Raw genomic sequence first — 15611 nt, 5'->3', positions numbered from 1 at the left:
TTTAAATAGTCTGAGTCGCCATGATAACCTGGCCATCTAGCATACGTATCACCCGATCTGCAAATTTGGCATCATGTTCGGAGTGTGTTACCATTACAATAGTAGTACCTGCTTCGTTCAGTTCGGTAAGGAGCTGCATGACTTCGTTACCGTTGCTCGAATCCAGATTACCAGTTGGCTCATCGGCAAGGATTAACTTCGGATTGTTCACTACTGCTCGGGCTACAGCAACCCGCTGCTGCTGTCCTCCGGATAGTTGTTGTGGAAAGTGATTGCGCCGGTGCATAATCTGTACTTTCTCCAATACTTCTTCTACACGCCGTTTGCGCTCGGCAGCAGGTACGTTTGTATATACGAGGGGAAGCTCTACGTTTTCGAAAACAGTAAGCTCGTCAATGAGGTTAAAGCTTTGGAATACAAAACCAATGTTGTGTTTTCGAAGATTGGAGCGGTTGCTTTCCTTGAATTTGGCAACCTCGGTGCCATTGAACAGATAACTGCCTTCATCTAAATCGTCGAGAAGCCCTACTATATTCAATAATGTAGACTTACCACAACCTGAAGGCCCCATGACAGCGACAAATTCGCCTTCTTTGACGTGGATATTTACATTGTTCAATGCAACTGTTTCGACTTCTTCGGTGCGATAATACTTTTGTAGGTTCGTTATTTTTATCATGGTGTGTCTTTATTTCAAATGATTAATTTCGTTTATAATTGGTCAATGTTACTCGTTTCTGAGGACTTTTGTAGGGTTACTAGTTGCGGCTCTTAATGCTTGGGTACTGATGGTGAACAAAGCGATTAATAAAGCCAATCCTGCAACGAATAGAAAGATGATCCAGGGCATATCCATGTGATAATTATAGCCGGTCAACCAATCTTGCATAAACCACCAGGCAATAGGAAAGGCGATTAAACAGGATATTCCCACTAATATCAGAAATTCTGTGTTCAACATTTTGACTAAATTCCCAATGGAAGCTCCCAATACCTTACGGATGCTGACTTCTCTAGCTCTTTGTTCGGCCGAAAATGCTGCCAAGCCCAATAAGCCTAGACAGGAGATGATTATAGCAAGAATCGCGAATAAACTCGCTAACTTCTGAAGCATAATTTCAGACCAGAAATAATTATTAAAGTATTCATCTAGGAAGGAATAATTGAATGGAAAGTCAGGATTATATTTCTTGACAACATCTTCAATTTGTTTTACCACGTTTTGAACGTCTATCCCTGGTTTTGTTTTGATATTGAGAATACCACCAGAGACCCCAAAAGCTTCACCAACAGCTAATGGTGCTAACACCAAAGGTTCAGCATTTCCGTAAATATCATTATAGACATAGTTTTTGATAACGCCTACAATAGTATAGGGCTCCCCATTCATTTTAATGGACTTTCCTGCAACTAAACCGTTAGGTTGAATCAACTTTGCCATGCTTTCATTGATCAATACTGAGCTACTATCCCCCAAAAAGCTTTTTCTGAAGTTTCTGCCATCCAAAAGTTTCATGCTCATTGCATCTATGAAGTCCGAATCCACGAAGGAATAGCCAATCAAAATAGATGATTTAGGATCTTTACCGTCCCATTCAAAGCCTCCAGAATTTGATCCTACACTCAATACGTTATTTTGACTTGAACCGATTGCCTCTATATTTTCGGTAGCCTGAAGTTGTTGTTTGATGACATCCATATGTTTGGACATTTCACCTTGAATATCGGTCATAATAACCTGACTCCTGTCAAAGCCCAGGTCTCTGTCTTTGGCGTATTGAATCTGAAGATAGACAATCGATGTACAAATCATCAGAATAATAGCTGCGGTAAATTGAGTGACAACAAGTCCTTTCCGGATAATACCATTGGTGCCGATTTTCCGTTTTCCTCCTTTTAGGACAGTTAATGGATCGAATGAAGATAGAAAGAATGCTGGGTAACTTCCGGAAATAATTCCAACCACTAAAATAATAATAGAGATAAAGCCTATATGCTGCCAATTGCTGAGATTGATGGAAAGTTCTTTGCCCACAGTCGTATTAAAAGTAGGTAATCCCAATTTTACCAATCCTATAGCTAGCAGACCCGCAATAAAGGCATACACAATAGACTCACCTAAGAACTGATAAATTAATGTTTTCTTTTTAGCACCTACAATTTTACGCATGCTCACTTCTTTGGCTCTTTTCTCGGATCTTGCAGTAGAAAGATTCATAAAGTTGATACAGGCAATCAACAGTACTAACCAGGCTATGGAGGTAAACAAGCGAATGTTCTTGATCTTTCCATCCTGCTCAATCCCTTGTTTGAACTGGTTATACATTCTCCATCTTTCCATTGGATAAAGGAAATTTTCGGAGGAGTACTCCTTCGCATTTAGCTTGTCTTCGATATAATGTTTCAACTTGCTATTCACAGCGCTAATGTCCGCATCAGGTTTTAATTGAACCAAGCTTATGACATTATTACTCCCCCAATTATCATATCCAAAATTGGAGCTCGATGAAATCATTTTTTCAATATTAATTAACCAATTATAACGGAAGTTTGAGTTTTTAGGAAAATCTTTAGTTACAGCAGATACGGTGTAAACTTCTTTATTGTCGAACTTGACTGTTTTTCCAACTGCATCGGTCGTGTTGAATAGCTTTTTTGCAGCAGATTCGCTTAAAACAATTTTGGTAGGATCACTCAACGCAGACTGGGGATTGCCTTGAATGAATTCTGGAGCAAAAATAGATAGTATTTCAGGATCTGCATAATAACCTGATTGATAAATCAAGTTGTCACCAACTTTGAACAAGACATTGTTACCAAAGTTCATCCTTCCAGCATGTAGCACCTCTGGAAACTCTCTTTGGAATTCCTTTGCAAAGAGAGCTGGGGTGGCTTCAAACACATTGATGCTACCATCATAAGTCTGTTTTGATTTGGTGATGTAGATATCCTTTTTGTTGCTGAAATTATCATTCCAAGAAATCTCATCTTCCACCCAAAGGAATATCAGGGCGGTGACTGCAATCCCAAGCGCTAGGCCAAAAATATTCAGGAAACTGTATCCCTTGGTTTTCCAAAGATTCCTGAAAGCTGATGTTATAAAGTTCTTGATCATGGTTGTCAAGTTATAAAGTTATCTAGTTATCTAGTTATCAGGTTATGTTGTGATGAAGGTTATAGTAAATGTGTCTCACATCTTATATCTCACATCTCCATACTATTTAATATTTAGCTCCTGTATCTTATCATAGGTCTCATAGCTGGAGACAATCACTTTGTCACCAGGCTTCAGTCCACTGATTACTTCGTAAAACTCGGGGTTTTGTCTGCCCAATTGTACGTCTATACGATAAGCGGTCGTCCCTGTTTTGTCTAATTTGAAAACCCAGTTGCCTCCGGTTTGTTGATAGAAGCCACCTTTGGCAAGTAATAATGCTTTGGTTTCGTCGCTTAATGAAAGTCGTATTTGTAAGGTCTGTCCTCTTCGTACTGTTGTGGGAGCCTGCCCTACGAATTCCATGTCTACTTGGAACCTACCGTTGGTGACTTGTGTATATACCTTTTTGATTTTTAATTGATAAGGTTTTCCATTCAAGCTGAATTCTCCTACCTGATCAGTAAAAATACGGTTGATGTAATGCTCGTCGATTTCGGCACGAACTTTAAAGCCAGTGAGCACGTCGATTTGTCCAAGGCGTTCGCCCGCGTTTTTATTCTGACCGATCTCTGCATCAAATGAGGTGAGCTGTCCGTCTACAGGAGCTCTAAGGATCAAATCTCCCACTTTGCGGCGCATAAGCTCTAAGGCGCTTTGTGTACGTTGGAAGGTTTCTTGGTCTTGTTTGATCTTTTGTCTACTAGAAATAGAGTCCTGACGTAATATCTGCTTGGTCAACACAACCCGTTCTTTCTGATAATTATAGTCATTCTTTGACTTTTCAAATTCTTGGGATCCAATTGCTTTTTCTGCAAACAGTTTCTTGTTGAGATTAAATACACGTGCCGATTCCCGTAATGCCTGTTCGACATCTGCCATTTGATTGCGGTTATTGATAGATACCTGTTCGGCACTGGTTCGGGCAATCTGGGCTTGCGTAAGGAGGTTGAGAACCTGTGTCTCCTGTTGCACGAGGCCTAGTTCTTGATCAGTATTGGACAGTTTCATGATAGGGTCACCTTTTTTAAGGATAGCTCCATCTTCTACATATTTCTCTTCGACGCGACCACCTACGGAAGCATCAAGATATATGCTGCTTATAGGGAGTACTGTCCCATTGATAGGTATGAATTCCTGGAAAACACCTTCTTTGACCTCTACGATACTGATGCGGTCCGTATCGACATTGAGACGGCTATTGCCACTACTGAAATAATAGCTTCCGCCAATCAATGCGACAATAGCTATTATTCCTATCAGGGTGAGAATACGTTTTGTATTCCATTTCTTTTGTTGTATCGGTCTGTCCATTCAAAAACTAAAAATTAGAAATTCAAAAAAGGTGTGCAAATAGCCTTTCACTCAGAATCACCTACAATCTTGTGCCATTTTTTTAATTCGCTGTTTTACAGTTGTTTATTGTTCTTTGCGGTTTTAGGGTGTCCGTATTCGGACACTGTTTGTTCAGCAATGGACACCCTGTATGCTATCTCTTTTGTATGGTGTTGTTTTATAGTTGTTTATGTTTTTGGCACGTGCTGTGGATAAGTCGATCTAATAATTGATCATTTAATAATGAAGACGATTTTTAGAATTTTTATTTTGTTATTATTTACTAGTTGTTTGATGCAGGCGCAAGGGCAGACAAAGCGTTTGTCCCTTGTGGATTGCATTGCACTGGCTCTGGATAATAATCCTACATTGCAGCGATCCGAATTGAATCTAGCAAGAAATAATATAGCACTTAAACAGGCGAAAAACAATAGGCTACCTTCTCTAAAGGCAGACTGGGGGCATGCTTATAATGAGGGACGGAGTGTAAACCCAACGACGAATCAGTTTGTCGAAGAGAGTTATTTTTCGGGTAATCAGGCGCTTAATTTGAACGTGCCTATATTTAATGGATTCCAGACGTTACATCATATTCGTAAGCAGGCTAATGCCAAAGAAGCAGGGCTATTTGAATTTGATCATGCAAAGAATGAACTGAAATTGGATGTGCTGACGGCCTATATCCTAGTTTTGACGGCGAAAGATATGCTGGAACAGACCAAAAGACAATTGGCCGTGACGGAAGAGAATGTGCAGCGTACGGCGATTTTGCATAAAGAGGGGGCGGTAAGTCCAGGAGATTACTATGATCTGCAGGGGCAGCTACATGTAGATAAGAATAATCTAGAAGCAAGCGCGCAATTATTAAATAAAAATAGATTGCAGTTGGCTTCTCTTCTAAATCTATCTATAGATAGTTTAGGTGATATCGAGCCTTTGGCTTTGTCGCTTGAGGTAAGAACACAAACGGGAGCGGAGCTTTTTAAAAATGCATTGGAGGTTTTGCCGGAGTTTAAAGCCTATGATTGGCGTATCAAGGAGGCAGAAGAAGGGGTGAAGGTGGAACGGGCAGCTTATTTCCCATCCTTATCATTAGGAGCGGGGCTTTGGTCACGGTATTCGAGTACCAACCCGAGCAGCTATGGCAGACAGCTGAACAACTACCTATCAAAGGGCGTTTCATTAGGTCTTAGTATCCCGGTTTTTAATCAGTTCCGGACAAGGAATCAGGTTAAATTGGCAAAGCTGAATCTTCAGGAAGTGATTTGGGATAGGGAGATAGCAAAAAATAAATTGCGGGAGGAGACTGCTAAGACGATTTTTGATTTAGAAGCGTTGCAGGTAAATGTTGCTAACCTTCGAGAACAAGAGAAAAGTTATAAAGAATCGTTTCGAATAGCGCAGGTTCATTTTGATGCAGGAAATAGTAATTCTGTGGTCTTCCTTACAGCAAAAACAAAGTTAGATAATGCCCAAGCTCAGCTATTGATCAAAAGGTACGAACTTATGTTGCAGAAATATATCAATGACTATTATACAGGAACAATAAATTTATAACTAATTTAGTCTTGATGAAAAAAGCACGTGTACTAGTTGTAGATGATGATCAAGATTTGTTGACTGCGGTAAGGATACTCTTGCGTCCGCTAGTCAATGAGGTGATTATTGAGCGTAATCCAGAAAATTTGTTGAGTATCCTCTCGAAAAACCCGATAGATTTGGTGTTGTTGGATATGAATTTTAAAAGTGCAATCAATACAGGAAATGAAGGGCTGTTTTGGTTGGGGAAGATAAAGGAGGCTTATCCACATATTCGGGTCATTATGATCACTGCTTATGGTGCGGTCGATCTAGCGGTTCGTTCGCTAAAATTGGGTGCTTCGGATTTCATTGTCAAGCCCTGGGTAAACGAACATTTGTTGAATACGCTCGAGTCGACCTACAACGAGACGAAAGAGAAGGGGAAGAAAAAAAGCGTGCAAGCAATGCGCGAAGAAGATGAATTGGTAGGGAAGTCTGCAGTGATGGAAGATTTGCAGTACAAAATAGATAAAGTTGCACCTACGGAAGCTAACATCCTTATTCTTGGAGAGAATGGTACAGGAAAGGACTTGATTGCTAAGGCTCTACATAGACGTTCGTTGCGGAGTAAAGCTTCCTATATTAAGGTTGATGTCGGCGCACTCACGGAGACGCTTTTCGAAAGTGAACTCTTTGGGTATAAAAAAGGCGCATTTACAGATGCACGTGAGGATCGGGCAGGCCGTTTTGAGGCGGCTGACAAAGGGACACTATTCCTTGACGAGATCGGAAATATTGGGCTACATCAACAGGCCAAATTGCTTAGTGTCTTACAGAATCGTCAGGTTACTCCTCTAGGTTCGCATATCGGTATAGATGTCGATATTCGTTTGCTGAGTGCGACAAATGTTTCTCTACGAGCACTGGCAGATGAAAGTCGGTTCCGAAAGGATCTTATCTATAGGATCAATACAGTAGAGATCCAAGTTCCACCATTACGAGAGCGTGGAGAGGATGTCGTTCTTTTGGCGAATCACTTCCTAGGTTTTTACAATGCAAAATACCATAAGAATATTGAAGGTTTTGAACGGGATGCGGTAGCCAAGTTGAAATCTTACCACTTCCCAGGAAATGTCAGAGAATTACAGTATAGTATTGAAAGGGCTATTATTATGAGCGAAGGGCTGAGTATCGGAGAACGTGATATTCTATTTTCGCCTATCGAACAAGTCTCGGCGGTTGAGTTCCCTATGGAACATCAGGGCTTTGGAAATCAGAGTTTAGAAGAACTGGAGCGGAAGGCTATACAATCAGCTATCGAACGGTATAACGGTAATATTAGTAAAGCCGCTAAAGATTTGGGACTGACACGTGCTGCTTTATATAGGCGGATGGAGAAATATAATATCTGATAGATGGATAAATTGGGCTTTTCCCTCTTCTTGAAAATCACCTTGTTGCTATTGTGTGGTACAGGTGTGGCTTATCTTGCTCTAGTGGGATATTGGTGGTACACTATAATAGCGTTTTTGATTATAGTTATATTAGCCTATCAATGTTTTAGTCTTGAGCGAAGATTATTGAATCATGTGCTGGATTTTGCAGAAGCTGTTCGATACAATGATTTTACGAGGAGATTTGCTGTCAGGAATAAGAAAAGCCCGGAGAGTAAATTGTTTTCCGCCTTTAATATGATCAATCAGGTCTACAAGCAGATCAGTATAGATAAAGAGTTGCAGCATCAATACTTGAATAAGGTTATTAATATGCTGGATTCAGCTATTATCTTCTATGAAGCTGAATCTGGAAAGGTTATTTGGATCAACGATGCTTTTAAACAACTATTCAATACGCCTCATTTAGGGAATATCAAAGGGCTGACCAAAAGAAATCAGGATTTATATGACAAAACCTTGGGGTTGAAAATGGGGAAACCACAGACGGAGACCGTAAATTCAGTTCAAGGGAAGATTAAATTACTAATGAATAGTTCTGAGTTCGAGACACAAGAAGGGGTATTTCGAATCGTGGTATGCCAAAATATTAATGAAGCTATTGATGAAGCCGAAACAAATGCCTGGCAAAAGCTTCTCCGGGTATTGACGCATGAGATCATGAATTCGATAGCACCGATTAGTTCTTTAGCGGAAACACTCCATGGACGTCTGGAAAGTGGTTATAATGATGATGATATTGAGGATTTAAGGGTGGGTATTTATACCATAAAGAGGAGGAGTGAAGGCTTGCTACAGTTTGCCAAGAGCTATAGATTGATCAACAGAGTGGACCAGCCCGACTTTAACGACGTATTATTGATTGATCTTTTTGAAGATATCTATCAGTTACTGGAGCCAACCATGCTACAGAAAGGGATTGATGTAGATATTATTATTAAAGATCGACGTTTACTGGTGAGGGCCGATAGAAACCTTATAGAGCAGGTTGTTATCAATCTCTTACTGAATGCGATGGAGGCAGTTTCAGACTGTGAGAAGCCTTATATTAGTATATCTGGAAGGATGCAGGACGGTCGGGTACAGATTCAGATTGCAGACAATGGCAAAGGAATGAATGCTGATATACAGGAACAGATTTTTACACCATTCTTTACCACTCGGAAAACAGGTACTGGAGTAGGACTCACTTTAAGCAAGCAAATTATGTTGGTCCATAACGGAAACATCATGGTGGACAGTGAGGAGGAAAAGGGAAGTGTATTTACATTAAATTTCTGATAGGTCTGCTCGTGTTCTTATGTGGCCGACACCTTTTGGGGAGTGCCGGCCAAATTTTGTTTTTTGTGTTGTACTATTTTATGCCAATAAAAATGTCAACCTCAGCGTTGCTGCGGTCCTGACTGCGCTCATTGTATAATTCATAGTCCGACTGGAACGTTCTGTCCAGGCCTGATTCCCAGATATTCAACCATTTGTTGTAGATGATATTATCCTTCATGTCACCCTTAGCTGTGAATTTATGAAATCTACCCTTATTTATCCTGTGGGCAAGCATACCGTCTGGTATTTCGTCGATTGTGGATACCGCACAAGCTAATAAGACACGGTAGGGCTGGGTATGGTCGCTTTCATAATCTGTATAGACACAATAGATTGAGCTGTCCGTTCTGTTTGGGATCTTGTTTATAATGTCCTCCGCAAAAAAGCGTTCCCATAGGGCAGGGATGTCTACCTCAGCTTTGCCTGGATCATTACTGGTTAAAACCGAAATGCCTATAAGTTCAAACGAGTCTACTTGTAAAAATTCCATAATATGATGTGTTTAAAATGTATGTAAGCAAAGTTAAGTCGAGTTTTGACAACAGTTTGTCAGTAGAGCGGAGGCAAAAGACATAAACCAGCTCTGGTTTTCGTTATTCTTTTGCCCGAAAGTGTTAATTTTGCGGGATGCAATATTTGTGGCGTCTGTTTTTTCATTTTTTTTCTTCCAATAGCCGACATGGTACTCATTCTCCTTTCGTGTACAGCATGGCCGATGAAGTGATTTACGCAAAATCCAAGCGTACTCATGTATCTAATAAGCAACAGCTGTTATTGTTCGATATCGCCGCCTACTTTGAGGTAGACTATGTTTCCTCTCCTTTGGAGATAGGCAATGATAAGGCTTTGATTATAGAAAATGGAATGGAGGATGTGGAGCAACTTGTGACTCTCCAACAGCAGTTCCGATATTTAGTGATTCCAGATATTTATAGGGATAACCGTAGAAAACTCTTGTGGGAGTCGATTTGTCGAGACTCCCGTTTTATCGTTTGTATAGATTTGTTTTACTATGGTTTAGTGTTCTATCGAAAAGAGCAGCCCAAAGAACTTTTTAAATTGCGTTTTCCGTATTGGAGATAATCTTGTCGGTATTAAAATGCCTCGCTGACACTCAGGTAGAAACCGGACTGTCTCTTTTCTCCAGCCCTTTTTTCTCCAAAGGCGTAATCTAGTCGAATACTACTACTGTGCTCTATACTAAAGAAATAGCGGATACCTGCCCCATAGCTTGGTAAAAGACGAAGTTTATGTTCTTCTGAAAACGTACTTCCCGTTCCAAGTAGACCAGCGACTCCAAAACGAGGTAGAAAACGGTAACGCAGTTCGGTTTGTGCAGTGATATAATTGTTGTCTTTGTAACGTCCAAGATAGTACCCCCGCATGCTCATATCTCCACCGAGGTCTCTCATAGCATAAAATGGGATGTTTTTCCCATATGTTCCTCTGTAAAGTCCTTGGGTCGCTAAGCTTACTTTGGGAGAAAAGGGGTAATAGCCACGCAAATCGATTTCTACCTGACTTCCTTTGTAATTGTCCTTTCCAAAAAAGTTTGGTGCGTAAGCATATTTTGCTCTTCCGTAGAATCCTTTAGTGGTGAATGTAGTAACATCGCGGGTGTCGTATAGAGCTGAAACTCCTAAAGCTAGAAATTGTCCGCCATCTTTTCCATAGATATTTTGCGAGTCGAAGATGCCTCCGGTTTCTGCATCTTGGAATTTAAATTTGTCATAGTTTGCATTGGCCCCAACATATAATTTTGGTGCAACGCGTTTTTCTACATCTAGTTTTACACGGTATAGTGTTTGTTCTATATAATCCTCATCCGCTTTCCAAGTATCGTTACCAATACCATAAAAGTTGAATGGCCAGTCACGTAGGCGTATGTCAGTTAAGATATGGTACTCATTTCCTTTGGTCCATAAATCGGAAGTGATATTTATTTTTTTTTGTTTTTCTGTAGTTACGGTTGCGATAAGCATGACATTTGATGTTTTACTTTGCAAGTCTGTCCGGTCCATATAGAAGTTGTATGCACTTGCAACTCCTATTTCCAAACCTGTTTCCTGTGCATATGCAAATGCTGGCAATAACATAAAACTTGGGCCACGGGTACTGTCACTTGTTGAGGAGAATACTTTTTTAATTACTCTTTTGACAAAGTTGTTTTCTTTTTGAGCAGTTGCTGAAAGTGTAGTTCCTAGTAAGACGAGGCTAAGTATTAATTTATATCGATTCATGTAACAGTGAAAATTCAAAGTCTCAAACTTAGAAAAAATGGATTGAATTCACGAAACTCTTACCGAAAAACTCGTGGCGGGAAGGTTCTTTCCTGGCAGGGTAGACGGATCGATGTAAAAAAATGGGGTGTATAAATTCGTATAAAGCGATTGTTTTTCTGTTGAAGGAAGGGGAGTGTGGAGGTGTTCGTGAAATATGGTGTTTTTTTAATGAAAATTATTTGCTTGCATATCAGTGTGATGAGTGGTTAGGCGCATTTTTTTTGTCGAAATGTTTTTGATAAGTCATTTCTGTGTCTATCTTTGCATCATCAAAAACGGAAACATCTGTTGTTTGTTTCGCTTTTGAAGACGTTCTTTAAGTAAGAAAAAAAGAAAAAAGTTTTTTAAAAAATCTCTTGCAAGTTTGAAATAAAATTTTGATTTTTGCACTCGCTGTTCCAAAGTAACAGATGTTCTTAGAGATTTTAAAGAAAAATATATAAAAGCCTCCTTAGCTCAGCTGGTAGAGCAACTGACTTGTAATCAGTAGGTCATTGGTTCGATTCCGATAGGAGGCTCAAAAAAATGCAATGTAAATTGCAGGTCTGGGGGGGTTCCAGAGCGGTCAAATGGGACGGACTGTAAATCCGTTGCTTCGGCTTCGAAGGTTCGAATCCTTCTCCCCCCACACTTTTTTTCTGACCTTTGAAAAGGTCAAAAGCGGAAGTAGCTCAGTTGGTAGAGCGATAGCCTTCCAAGCTATAGGTCGCGAGTTCGAACCTCGTCTTCCGCTCTTTAATTTCAAGATTTTCAGTCTCTATCTTTTCGTAAATTTATGATGTTAGGTGGAGGCATAAATCTGTAAATAAGCTTTTATAAAGCCGAAGTAGCTCAGGGGTAGAGCACTTCCTTGGTAAGGAAGAGGTCGTGGGTTCAAATCCCATCTTTGGCTCGATAACTTAAAGTTTATTATATTTTTGTATAAAATTTAATAAAAGAATATTTAATAATTACTAATTCGCATAAACATGGCAAAAGAGAAATTTGACCGTAGTAAACCACACTTAAACATTGGTACAATCGGTCACGTTGACCACGGTAAAACAACCACTACAGCTGCTATTTCAAAAGTATTGGCTGATAAAGGTTTTTCAGAAGCTCGTTCATTTGATTCAATTGACTCTGCACCTGAAGAAAAAGAGCGTGGTATCACAATCAACACGTCTCACGTAGAATACCAAACAGCTAACCGTCACTATGCACACGTTGACTGTCCAGGTCACGCCGATTACGTTAAGAACATGGTAACTGGTGCTGCTCAGATGGACGGTGCTATCATCGTAGTTGCTGCTACAGATGGTCCTATGCCTCAAACTCGTGAGCACATCCTATTGGCTCGTCAGGTTGGTGTTCCTGCGTTAGTAGTTTTCATGAACAAAACTGACTTAGTTGATGACCCTGAGTTGTTAGACTTAGTTGAAATGGAAGTTCGTGAATTATTATCTTTCTACGAATTCCCAGGTGATGATATTCCAGTAGTAAAAGGTTCTGCTCTAGGTGCATTGAACGGTGAGCCTGAGTGGGTTGATAAAATCATGGAATTAATGGATGCTGTAGATAACTACATTCCAATTCCTCCACGTTTGACTGACCTTCCTTTCTTGATGCCAGTAGAAGACGTATTCTCGATCACTGGTCGTGGTACTGTTGCTACAGGACGTATCGAAAGAGGTGTAATCAACTCTGGTGATCCAGTTGAAATCTTAGGTATGGGTGCTGAGAACTTAAAATCTACAGTAACTGGTGTTGAGATGTTCCGTAAAATCTTAGATTACGGTGAGGCTGGTGATAACGTAGGTCTATTGTTACGTGGTATCGAGAAAACTGATATCAAACGTGGTATGGTTATCTGTAAACCAGGTTCAGTAACTCCTCACGATAACTTCAAAGCTGAGGTTTACGTATTATCAAAAGCAGAAGGTGGACGTCACACTCCATTCTTTAACAAATACCGTCCTCAATTCTATTTCCGTACAACAGACGTAACAGGAGAAATCATGTTGCCAGAAGGTACTGAAATGGTTATGCCAGGTGATAACGTTACTATCTCTGTTAAGTTGATTAGTCCTATCGCTATGGAAAAAGGTCTACGTTTCGCTATCCGTGAGGGTGGTCGTACAGTAGGTGCTGGTCAGGTAACTGAAATCATTTAATCTTTATAGATTATAAAAATAGAAATAAGCTAATCGGTTCATTCTGATTAGCTTATTTTTTTCTTTTATTACAATGTTCATTTTTTGAAATAAAAGATAAAAAAGATTTGCTGCAAACGGTTTAAAACACTATATTTGCAACACAAAATAAGAAATACACGGGCATAGTTTAAAGGTAGAACGAAGGTCTCCAAAACCTTTGGTCTGGGTTCGAGTCCTGGTGCCCGTGCATAATAACTTAAATAATCAAAACAATGGCTAACGTACTTGGTTTTTTTAAAGAGTCATACGAAGAGATCACACAAAAGGTAACTTGGCCCACTTGGGGGCAGTTGCAAAACCATGCTGTGGTTGTACTTATAGCTTCCTTAATAATCGCTTTAGTGGTGTTGGCAATGGATAAGGCTTCAAGCAATATTTTGGAGTTATTGTACGGTACTAAGTAATCATCTATTTGTTATGGCAGATCAAACGTTGAAATGGTACGTAGTGCGTGCTGTGAGTGGAAAAGAGAAGAAGGTAAAACAGTATATAGAGGCTGAAGTGAATCGTTTGGGTATACAACATTTGATTCCTCAGGTGTTGATTCCGATGGAGAAATACTACCAAATGCGTGATGGAAAGAAAGTTGCTAAAGAACGTAACTATTATCCAGGTTACGTATTGATAGAGGCTGCTTTGGATGGTGAGATTGAACACGTGATCAAGAACTTGAATAGTGTTATCGGTTTCTTGGGAGATAAGGCAGGTGTTGCTATTCCTTTACGTCAGACTGAAATCAACCGTATTTTAGGTAAGGTTGATGAGATGGCAGAACAAGGAGAGTCTATTAATATGGCTTATTTCGTTGGCGAGTCAGTAAAGGTTGTCGATGGACCGTTCAATGGTTTTACAGGAGAGGTTGAAGAAGTGCATGAGGATAAAAAGAAGCTAACAGTTATGGTTAAAGTTTTCGGACGTAAGACTCCATTAGAACTTAACTATATGCAAGTTGAAAAAGAATAATAGCTGTAAAGCATTAAGATATTAAAAACCCTGCTCATTTTGGTCAGGGTTTTTATTTGTAGCAATTTTTGATAATTAGTTTTTGTATTTAAAAACTAATTATTATCTTTGCACCTCGTTTGGTTGTGTAAACTACGGTTTTGCAGCTTCTCGGAATAAATGTTACAGTTTGCTTCCAACTTACTAACAAACATTTAACAAATTAAATAACAAACAAAATGGCAAAAGAAGTCAGTGCGTTAGTAAAATTACAAGTAAAGGGCGGTGCAGCTAATCCATCACCTCCAGTAGGACCTGCTTTAGGTGCTAAGGGTGTGAATATTATGGATTTCTGTAAGCAGTTCAATGCTCGTACGCAAGACAAACCAGGACAAGTATTGCCCGTTGTAATTACTGTTTATGCTGATAAATCATTTGATTTTATCATTAAGACTCCACCAGTTGCAGTTCAGTTGAAAGACGCTGCTAAATTGAAAAGTGGATCTGGCGAACCTAACCGTAAGAAAGTTGCTTCTATTACTTGGGAGCAAGTGGAAACGATCGCTAAAGATAAAATGCCAGATTTAAACGCATTTACTGTAGACGCGGCAATGAAAATGGTCGCTGGTACGGCACGTAGTATGGGTATCACTGTTTCAGGTGACGCTCCTTGGAAAAATTAATTAACGAAATCAGTTTAAGAAAGTGGCTAGATTAACAAAGAATCAAAAAGCGGCACTATCCAAAATTGAAGCTGGTAAAGCGTACACTTTAGCTGATGCTACGGCATTAGTTAAAGAGATTACTATGACTAAATTTGATGCTTCTGTGGATATCGACGTGCGTTTGGGCGTAGATCCACGTAAAGCGAATCAAATGGTTCGTGGTATTGCAACATTGCCTCACGGAACTGGAAAAACTGTGCGTGTTTTAGTATTGTGTACTCCTGACAAGGAAGAAGAAGCTAAAGCTGCCGGTGCAGATTACGTAGGCCTTGATGACTATATCAGTAAAATTGAAGGTGGTTGGACTGACGTTGACATCATTATTACTATGCCTTCGGTAATGGCAAAAGTAGGTAAATTGGGACGTATTTTAGGCCCGAGAAACTTAATGCCAAATCCAAAGACTGGTACAGTAACTACAGAAGTAGGTAAAGCTGTAACAGACGTAAAAGGTGGTAAGATTGATTTCAAGGTTGACAAGACAGGAATTATTCACACTTCAGTTGGAAAAGTGTCTTTCCCTGCAGAGAAAATTTATGAGAATGCATTAGAAGTATTGCAAGTTATCTCTAAATTGAAACCTTCTGCAGCTAAGGGAACATACTTCAAGAGTATCCACATCTCATCTACGATGAGCCCTGGTATTCATGTAGAAACTAAATCAGTAGCGGGAATTTAAT

General features: G+C 39.8%; 14 protein-coding genes and 5 tRNA genes. 14 read left to right on the top strand and 5 right to left on the bottom strand.

Going from position 1 to position 15611, the window contains the following annotated elements; all coding sequences use genetic code 11:
- Window position 1: 1 nt before the first annotated feature.
- The 3 genes from CLV99_RS14945 to CLV99_RS14935 all read right to left on the bottom strand — a co-directional run bounded on the left by CLV99_RS14945 (window position 2) and on the right by CLV99_RS14935 (window position 4468).
- Window positions 2-679 (bottom strand): ABC transporter ATP-binding protein, encoded by a 678-nt coding sequence (locus tag CLV99_RS14945; RefSeq protein ID WP_133585317.1) that lies wholly within the window; start codon window positions 677-679, stop codon window positions 2-4.
- Between the two features lie 48 nt (window positions 680-727).
- Window positions 728-3115: an ABC transporter permease gene (locus CLV99_RS14940; RefSeq protein ID WP_133585316.1), complete on the bottom strand. Its 2388-nt coding sequence runs from the start codon at window positions 3113-3115 to the stop codon at window positions 728-730.
- A 102-nt stretch (window positions 3116-3217) separates the two neighbouring features.
- The gene (locus tag CLV99_RS14935; protein WP_133585315.1) at window positions 3218-4468 is read right to left on the bottom strand and encodes an efflux RND transporter periplasmic adaptor subunit; all 1251 of its coding nucleotides are present in this window, start codon (window positions 4466-4468) and stop codon (window positions 3218-3220) included.
- 264 nt (window positions 4469-4732) lie between these two features.
- Here CLV99_RS14935 and CLV99_RS14930 point away from each other — a divergent pair, with 264 nt between their 5' ends.
- From CLV99_RS14930 to CLV99_RS14920, 3 genes are read left to right on the top strand one after another with little or no spacing between them, the layout of a single operon-like run.
- Window positions 4733-6046: a TolC family protein gene (locus tag CLV99_RS14930; RefSeq protein WP_133585314.1), complete on the top strand. Its 1314-nt coding sequence runs from the start codon at window positions 4733-4735 to the stop codon at window positions 6044-6046.
- 14 nt (window positions 6047-6060) lie between these two features.
- On the top strand, window positions 6061-7422 hold the full coding sequence (locus CLV99_RS14925; RefSeq protein ID WP_133585313.1) for a sigma-54-dependent transcriptional regulator: 1362 nt from the start codon (window positions 6061-6063) through the stop codon (window positions 7420-7422).
- 3 nt (window positions 7423-7425) lie between these two features.
- A complete protein-coding gene (locus tag CLV99_RS14920) occupies window positions 7426-8745 on the top strand; it encodes a sensor histidine kinase (protein WP_133585312.1) in 1320 nt (439 codons plus the stop codon).
- 73 nt (window positions 8746-8818) lie between these two features.
- On the opposite strand, the gene CLV99_RS14915 is transcribed toward CLV99_RS14920, so the two are convergent.
- A complete protein-coding gene (locus CLV99_RS14915) occupies window positions 8819-9277 on the bottom strand; it encodes a GyrI-like domain-containing protein (RefSeq protein ID WP_133585311.1) in 459 nt (152 codons plus the stop codon).
- Window positions 9278-9414: 137 nt separating this feature from the next.
- Here CLV99_RS14915 and CLV99_RS14910 point away from each other — a divergent pair, with 137 nt between their 5' ends.
- On the top strand, window positions 9415-9870 hold the full coding sequence (locus tag CLV99_RS14910) for a hypothetical protein (RefSeq protein WP_133585310.1): 456 nt from the start codon (window positions 9415-9417) through the stop codon (window positions 9868-9870).
- Window positions 9871-9881: 11 nt separating this feature from the next.
- On the opposite strand, the gene CLV99_RS14905 is transcribed toward CLV99_RS14910, so the two are convergent.
- Window positions 9882-11027 (bottom strand): BamA/TamA family outer membrane protein, encoded by a 1146-nt coding sequence (locus CLV99_RS14905; protein ID WP_133585309.1) that lies wholly within the window; start codon window positions 11025-11027, stop codon window positions 9882-9884.
- A 487-nt stretch (window positions 11028-11514) separates the two neighbouring features.
- Here CLV99_RS14905 and CLV99_RS14900 point away from each other — a divergent pair.
- The 10 genes from CLV99_RS14900 (at window position 11515) to rplA (ending at window position 15610) form a co-directional block, all read left to right on the top strand.
- A tRNA-Thr gene (locus CLV99_RS14900) sits at window positions 11515-11587 on the top strand.
- A gap of 29 nt (window positions 11588-11616) precedes the next feature.
- A tRNA-Tyr gene (locus CLV99_RS14895) sits at window positions 11617-11697 on the top strand.
- 32 nt (window positions 11698-11729) lie between these two features.
- Window positions 11730-11802, top strand: a tRNA-Gly gene (locus tag CLV99_RS14890).
- 87 nt (window positions 11803-11889) lie between these two features.
- Window positions 11890-11961 (top strand) — tRNA-Thr (locus CLV99_RS14885).
- A gap of 76 nt (window positions 11962-12037) precedes the next feature.
- Window positions 12038-13222: an elongation factor Tu gene (tuf, locus tag CLV99_RS14880; protein WP_133585308.1), complete on the top strand. Its 1185-nt coding sequence runs from the start codon at window positions 12038-12040 to the stop codon at window positions 13220-13222.
- Window positions 13223-13380: 158 nt separating this feature from the next.
- Window positions 13381-13451: transfer RNA gene (locus CLV99_RS14875), tRNA-Trp, on the top strand.
- A gap of 25 nt (window positions 13452-13476) precedes the next feature.
- A complete protein-coding gene (gene secE, locus CLV99_RS14870; RefSeq protein WP_133585307.1) occupies window positions 13477-13668 on the top strand; it encodes a preprotein translocase subunit SecE in 192 nt (63 codons plus the stop codon).
- A 13-nt stretch (window positions 13669-13681) separates the two neighbouring features.
- Complete coding sequence (gene nusG / locus CLV99_RS14865; RefSeq protein WP_021068871.1) at window positions 13682-14227, top strand: transcription termination/antitermination protein NusG; 546 nt, start codon at window positions 13682-13684, stop codon at window positions 14225-14227.
- Between the two features lie 218 nt (window positions 14228-14445).
- Window positions 14446-14889: a 50S ribosomal protein L11 gene (rplK, locus tag CLV99_RS14860; RefSeq protein WP_133585306.1), complete on the top strand. Its 444-nt coding sequence runs from the start codon at window positions 14446-14448 to the stop codon at window positions 14887-14889.
- Window positions 14890-14911: 22 nt separating this feature from the next.
- Window positions 14912-15610, top strand: coding sequence for a 50S ribosomal protein L1 (gene rplA, locus CLV99_RS14855; RefSeq protein WP_133585305.1), 699 nt, complete (start codon window positions 14912-14914; stop codon window positions 15608-15610).
- Window position 15611: the final 1 nt, after the last annotated feature.

The organism is Sphingobacterium yanglingense (genome assembly GCF_004363245.1).
Lineage (GTDB): Bacteria > Bacteroidota > Bacteroidia > Sphingobacteriales > Sphingobacteriaceae > Sphingobacterium > Sphingobacterium yanglingense.
This window is presented reverse-complemented; position numbering and strand designations above follow the sequence as displayed.

What these genes read in the sequence shown, in the direction of transcription:
- CLV99_RS14905 (WP_133585309.1), bottom strand. Translation starts at nt 11,027, where the DNA reads ATGAATCGATATAAATTAATACTTAGCCTCGTCTTACTAGGAACTACA.
- CLV99_RS14915 (WP_133585311.1), bottom strand. Translation starts at nt 9,277, where the DNA reads ATGGAATTTTTACAAGTAGACTCGTTTGAACTTATAGGCATTTCGGTT.
- nusG (WP_021068871.1), top strand. Translation starts at nt 13,682, where the DNA reads ATGGCAGATCAAACGTTGAAATGGTACGTAGTGCGTGCTGTGAGTGGA.
- rplK (WP_133585306.1), top strand. Translation starts at nt 14,446, where the DNA reads ATGGCAAAAGAAGTCAGTGCGTTAGTAAAATTACAAGTAAAGGGCGGT.
- CLV99_RS14930 (WP_133585314.1), top strand. Translation starts at nt 4,733, where the DNA reads ATGAAGACGATTTTTAGAATTTTTATTTTGTTATTATTTACTAGTTGT.
- CLV99_RS14920 (WP_133585312.1), top strand. Translation starts at nt 7,426, where the DNA reads ATGGATAAATTGGGCTTTTCCCTCTTCTTGAAAATCACCTTGTTGCTA.
- tuf (WP_133585308.1), top strand. Translation starts at nt 12,038, where the DNA reads ATGGCAAAAGAGAAATTTGACCGTAGTAAACCACACTTAAACATTGGT.
- CLV99_RS14910 (WP_133585310.1), top strand. Translation starts at nt 9,415, where the DNA reads ATGCAATATTTGTGGCGTCTGTTTTTTCATTTTTTTTCTTCCAATAGC.
- CLV99_RS14945 (WP_133585317.1), bottom strand. Translation starts at nt 679, where the DNA reads ATGATAAAAATAACGAACCTACAAAAGTATTATCGCACCGAAGAAGTC.
- CLV99_RS14925 (WP_133585313.1), top strand. Translation starts at nt 6,061, where the DNA reads ATGAAAAAAGCACGTGTACTAGTTGTAGATGATGATCAAGATTTGTTG.
- CLV99_RS14935 (WP_133585315.1), bottom strand. Translation starts at nt 4,468, where the DNA reads ATGGACAGACCGATACAACAAAAGAAATGGAATACAAAACGTATTCTC.
- CLV99_RS14940 (WP_133585316.1), bottom strand. Translation starts at nt 3,115, where the DNA reads ATGATCAAGAACTTTATAACATCAGCTTTCAGGAATCTTTGGAAAACC.
- secE (WP_133585307.1), top strand. Translation starts at nt 13,477, where the DNA reads ATGGCTAACGTACTTGGTTTTTTTAAAGAGTCATACGAAGAGATCACA.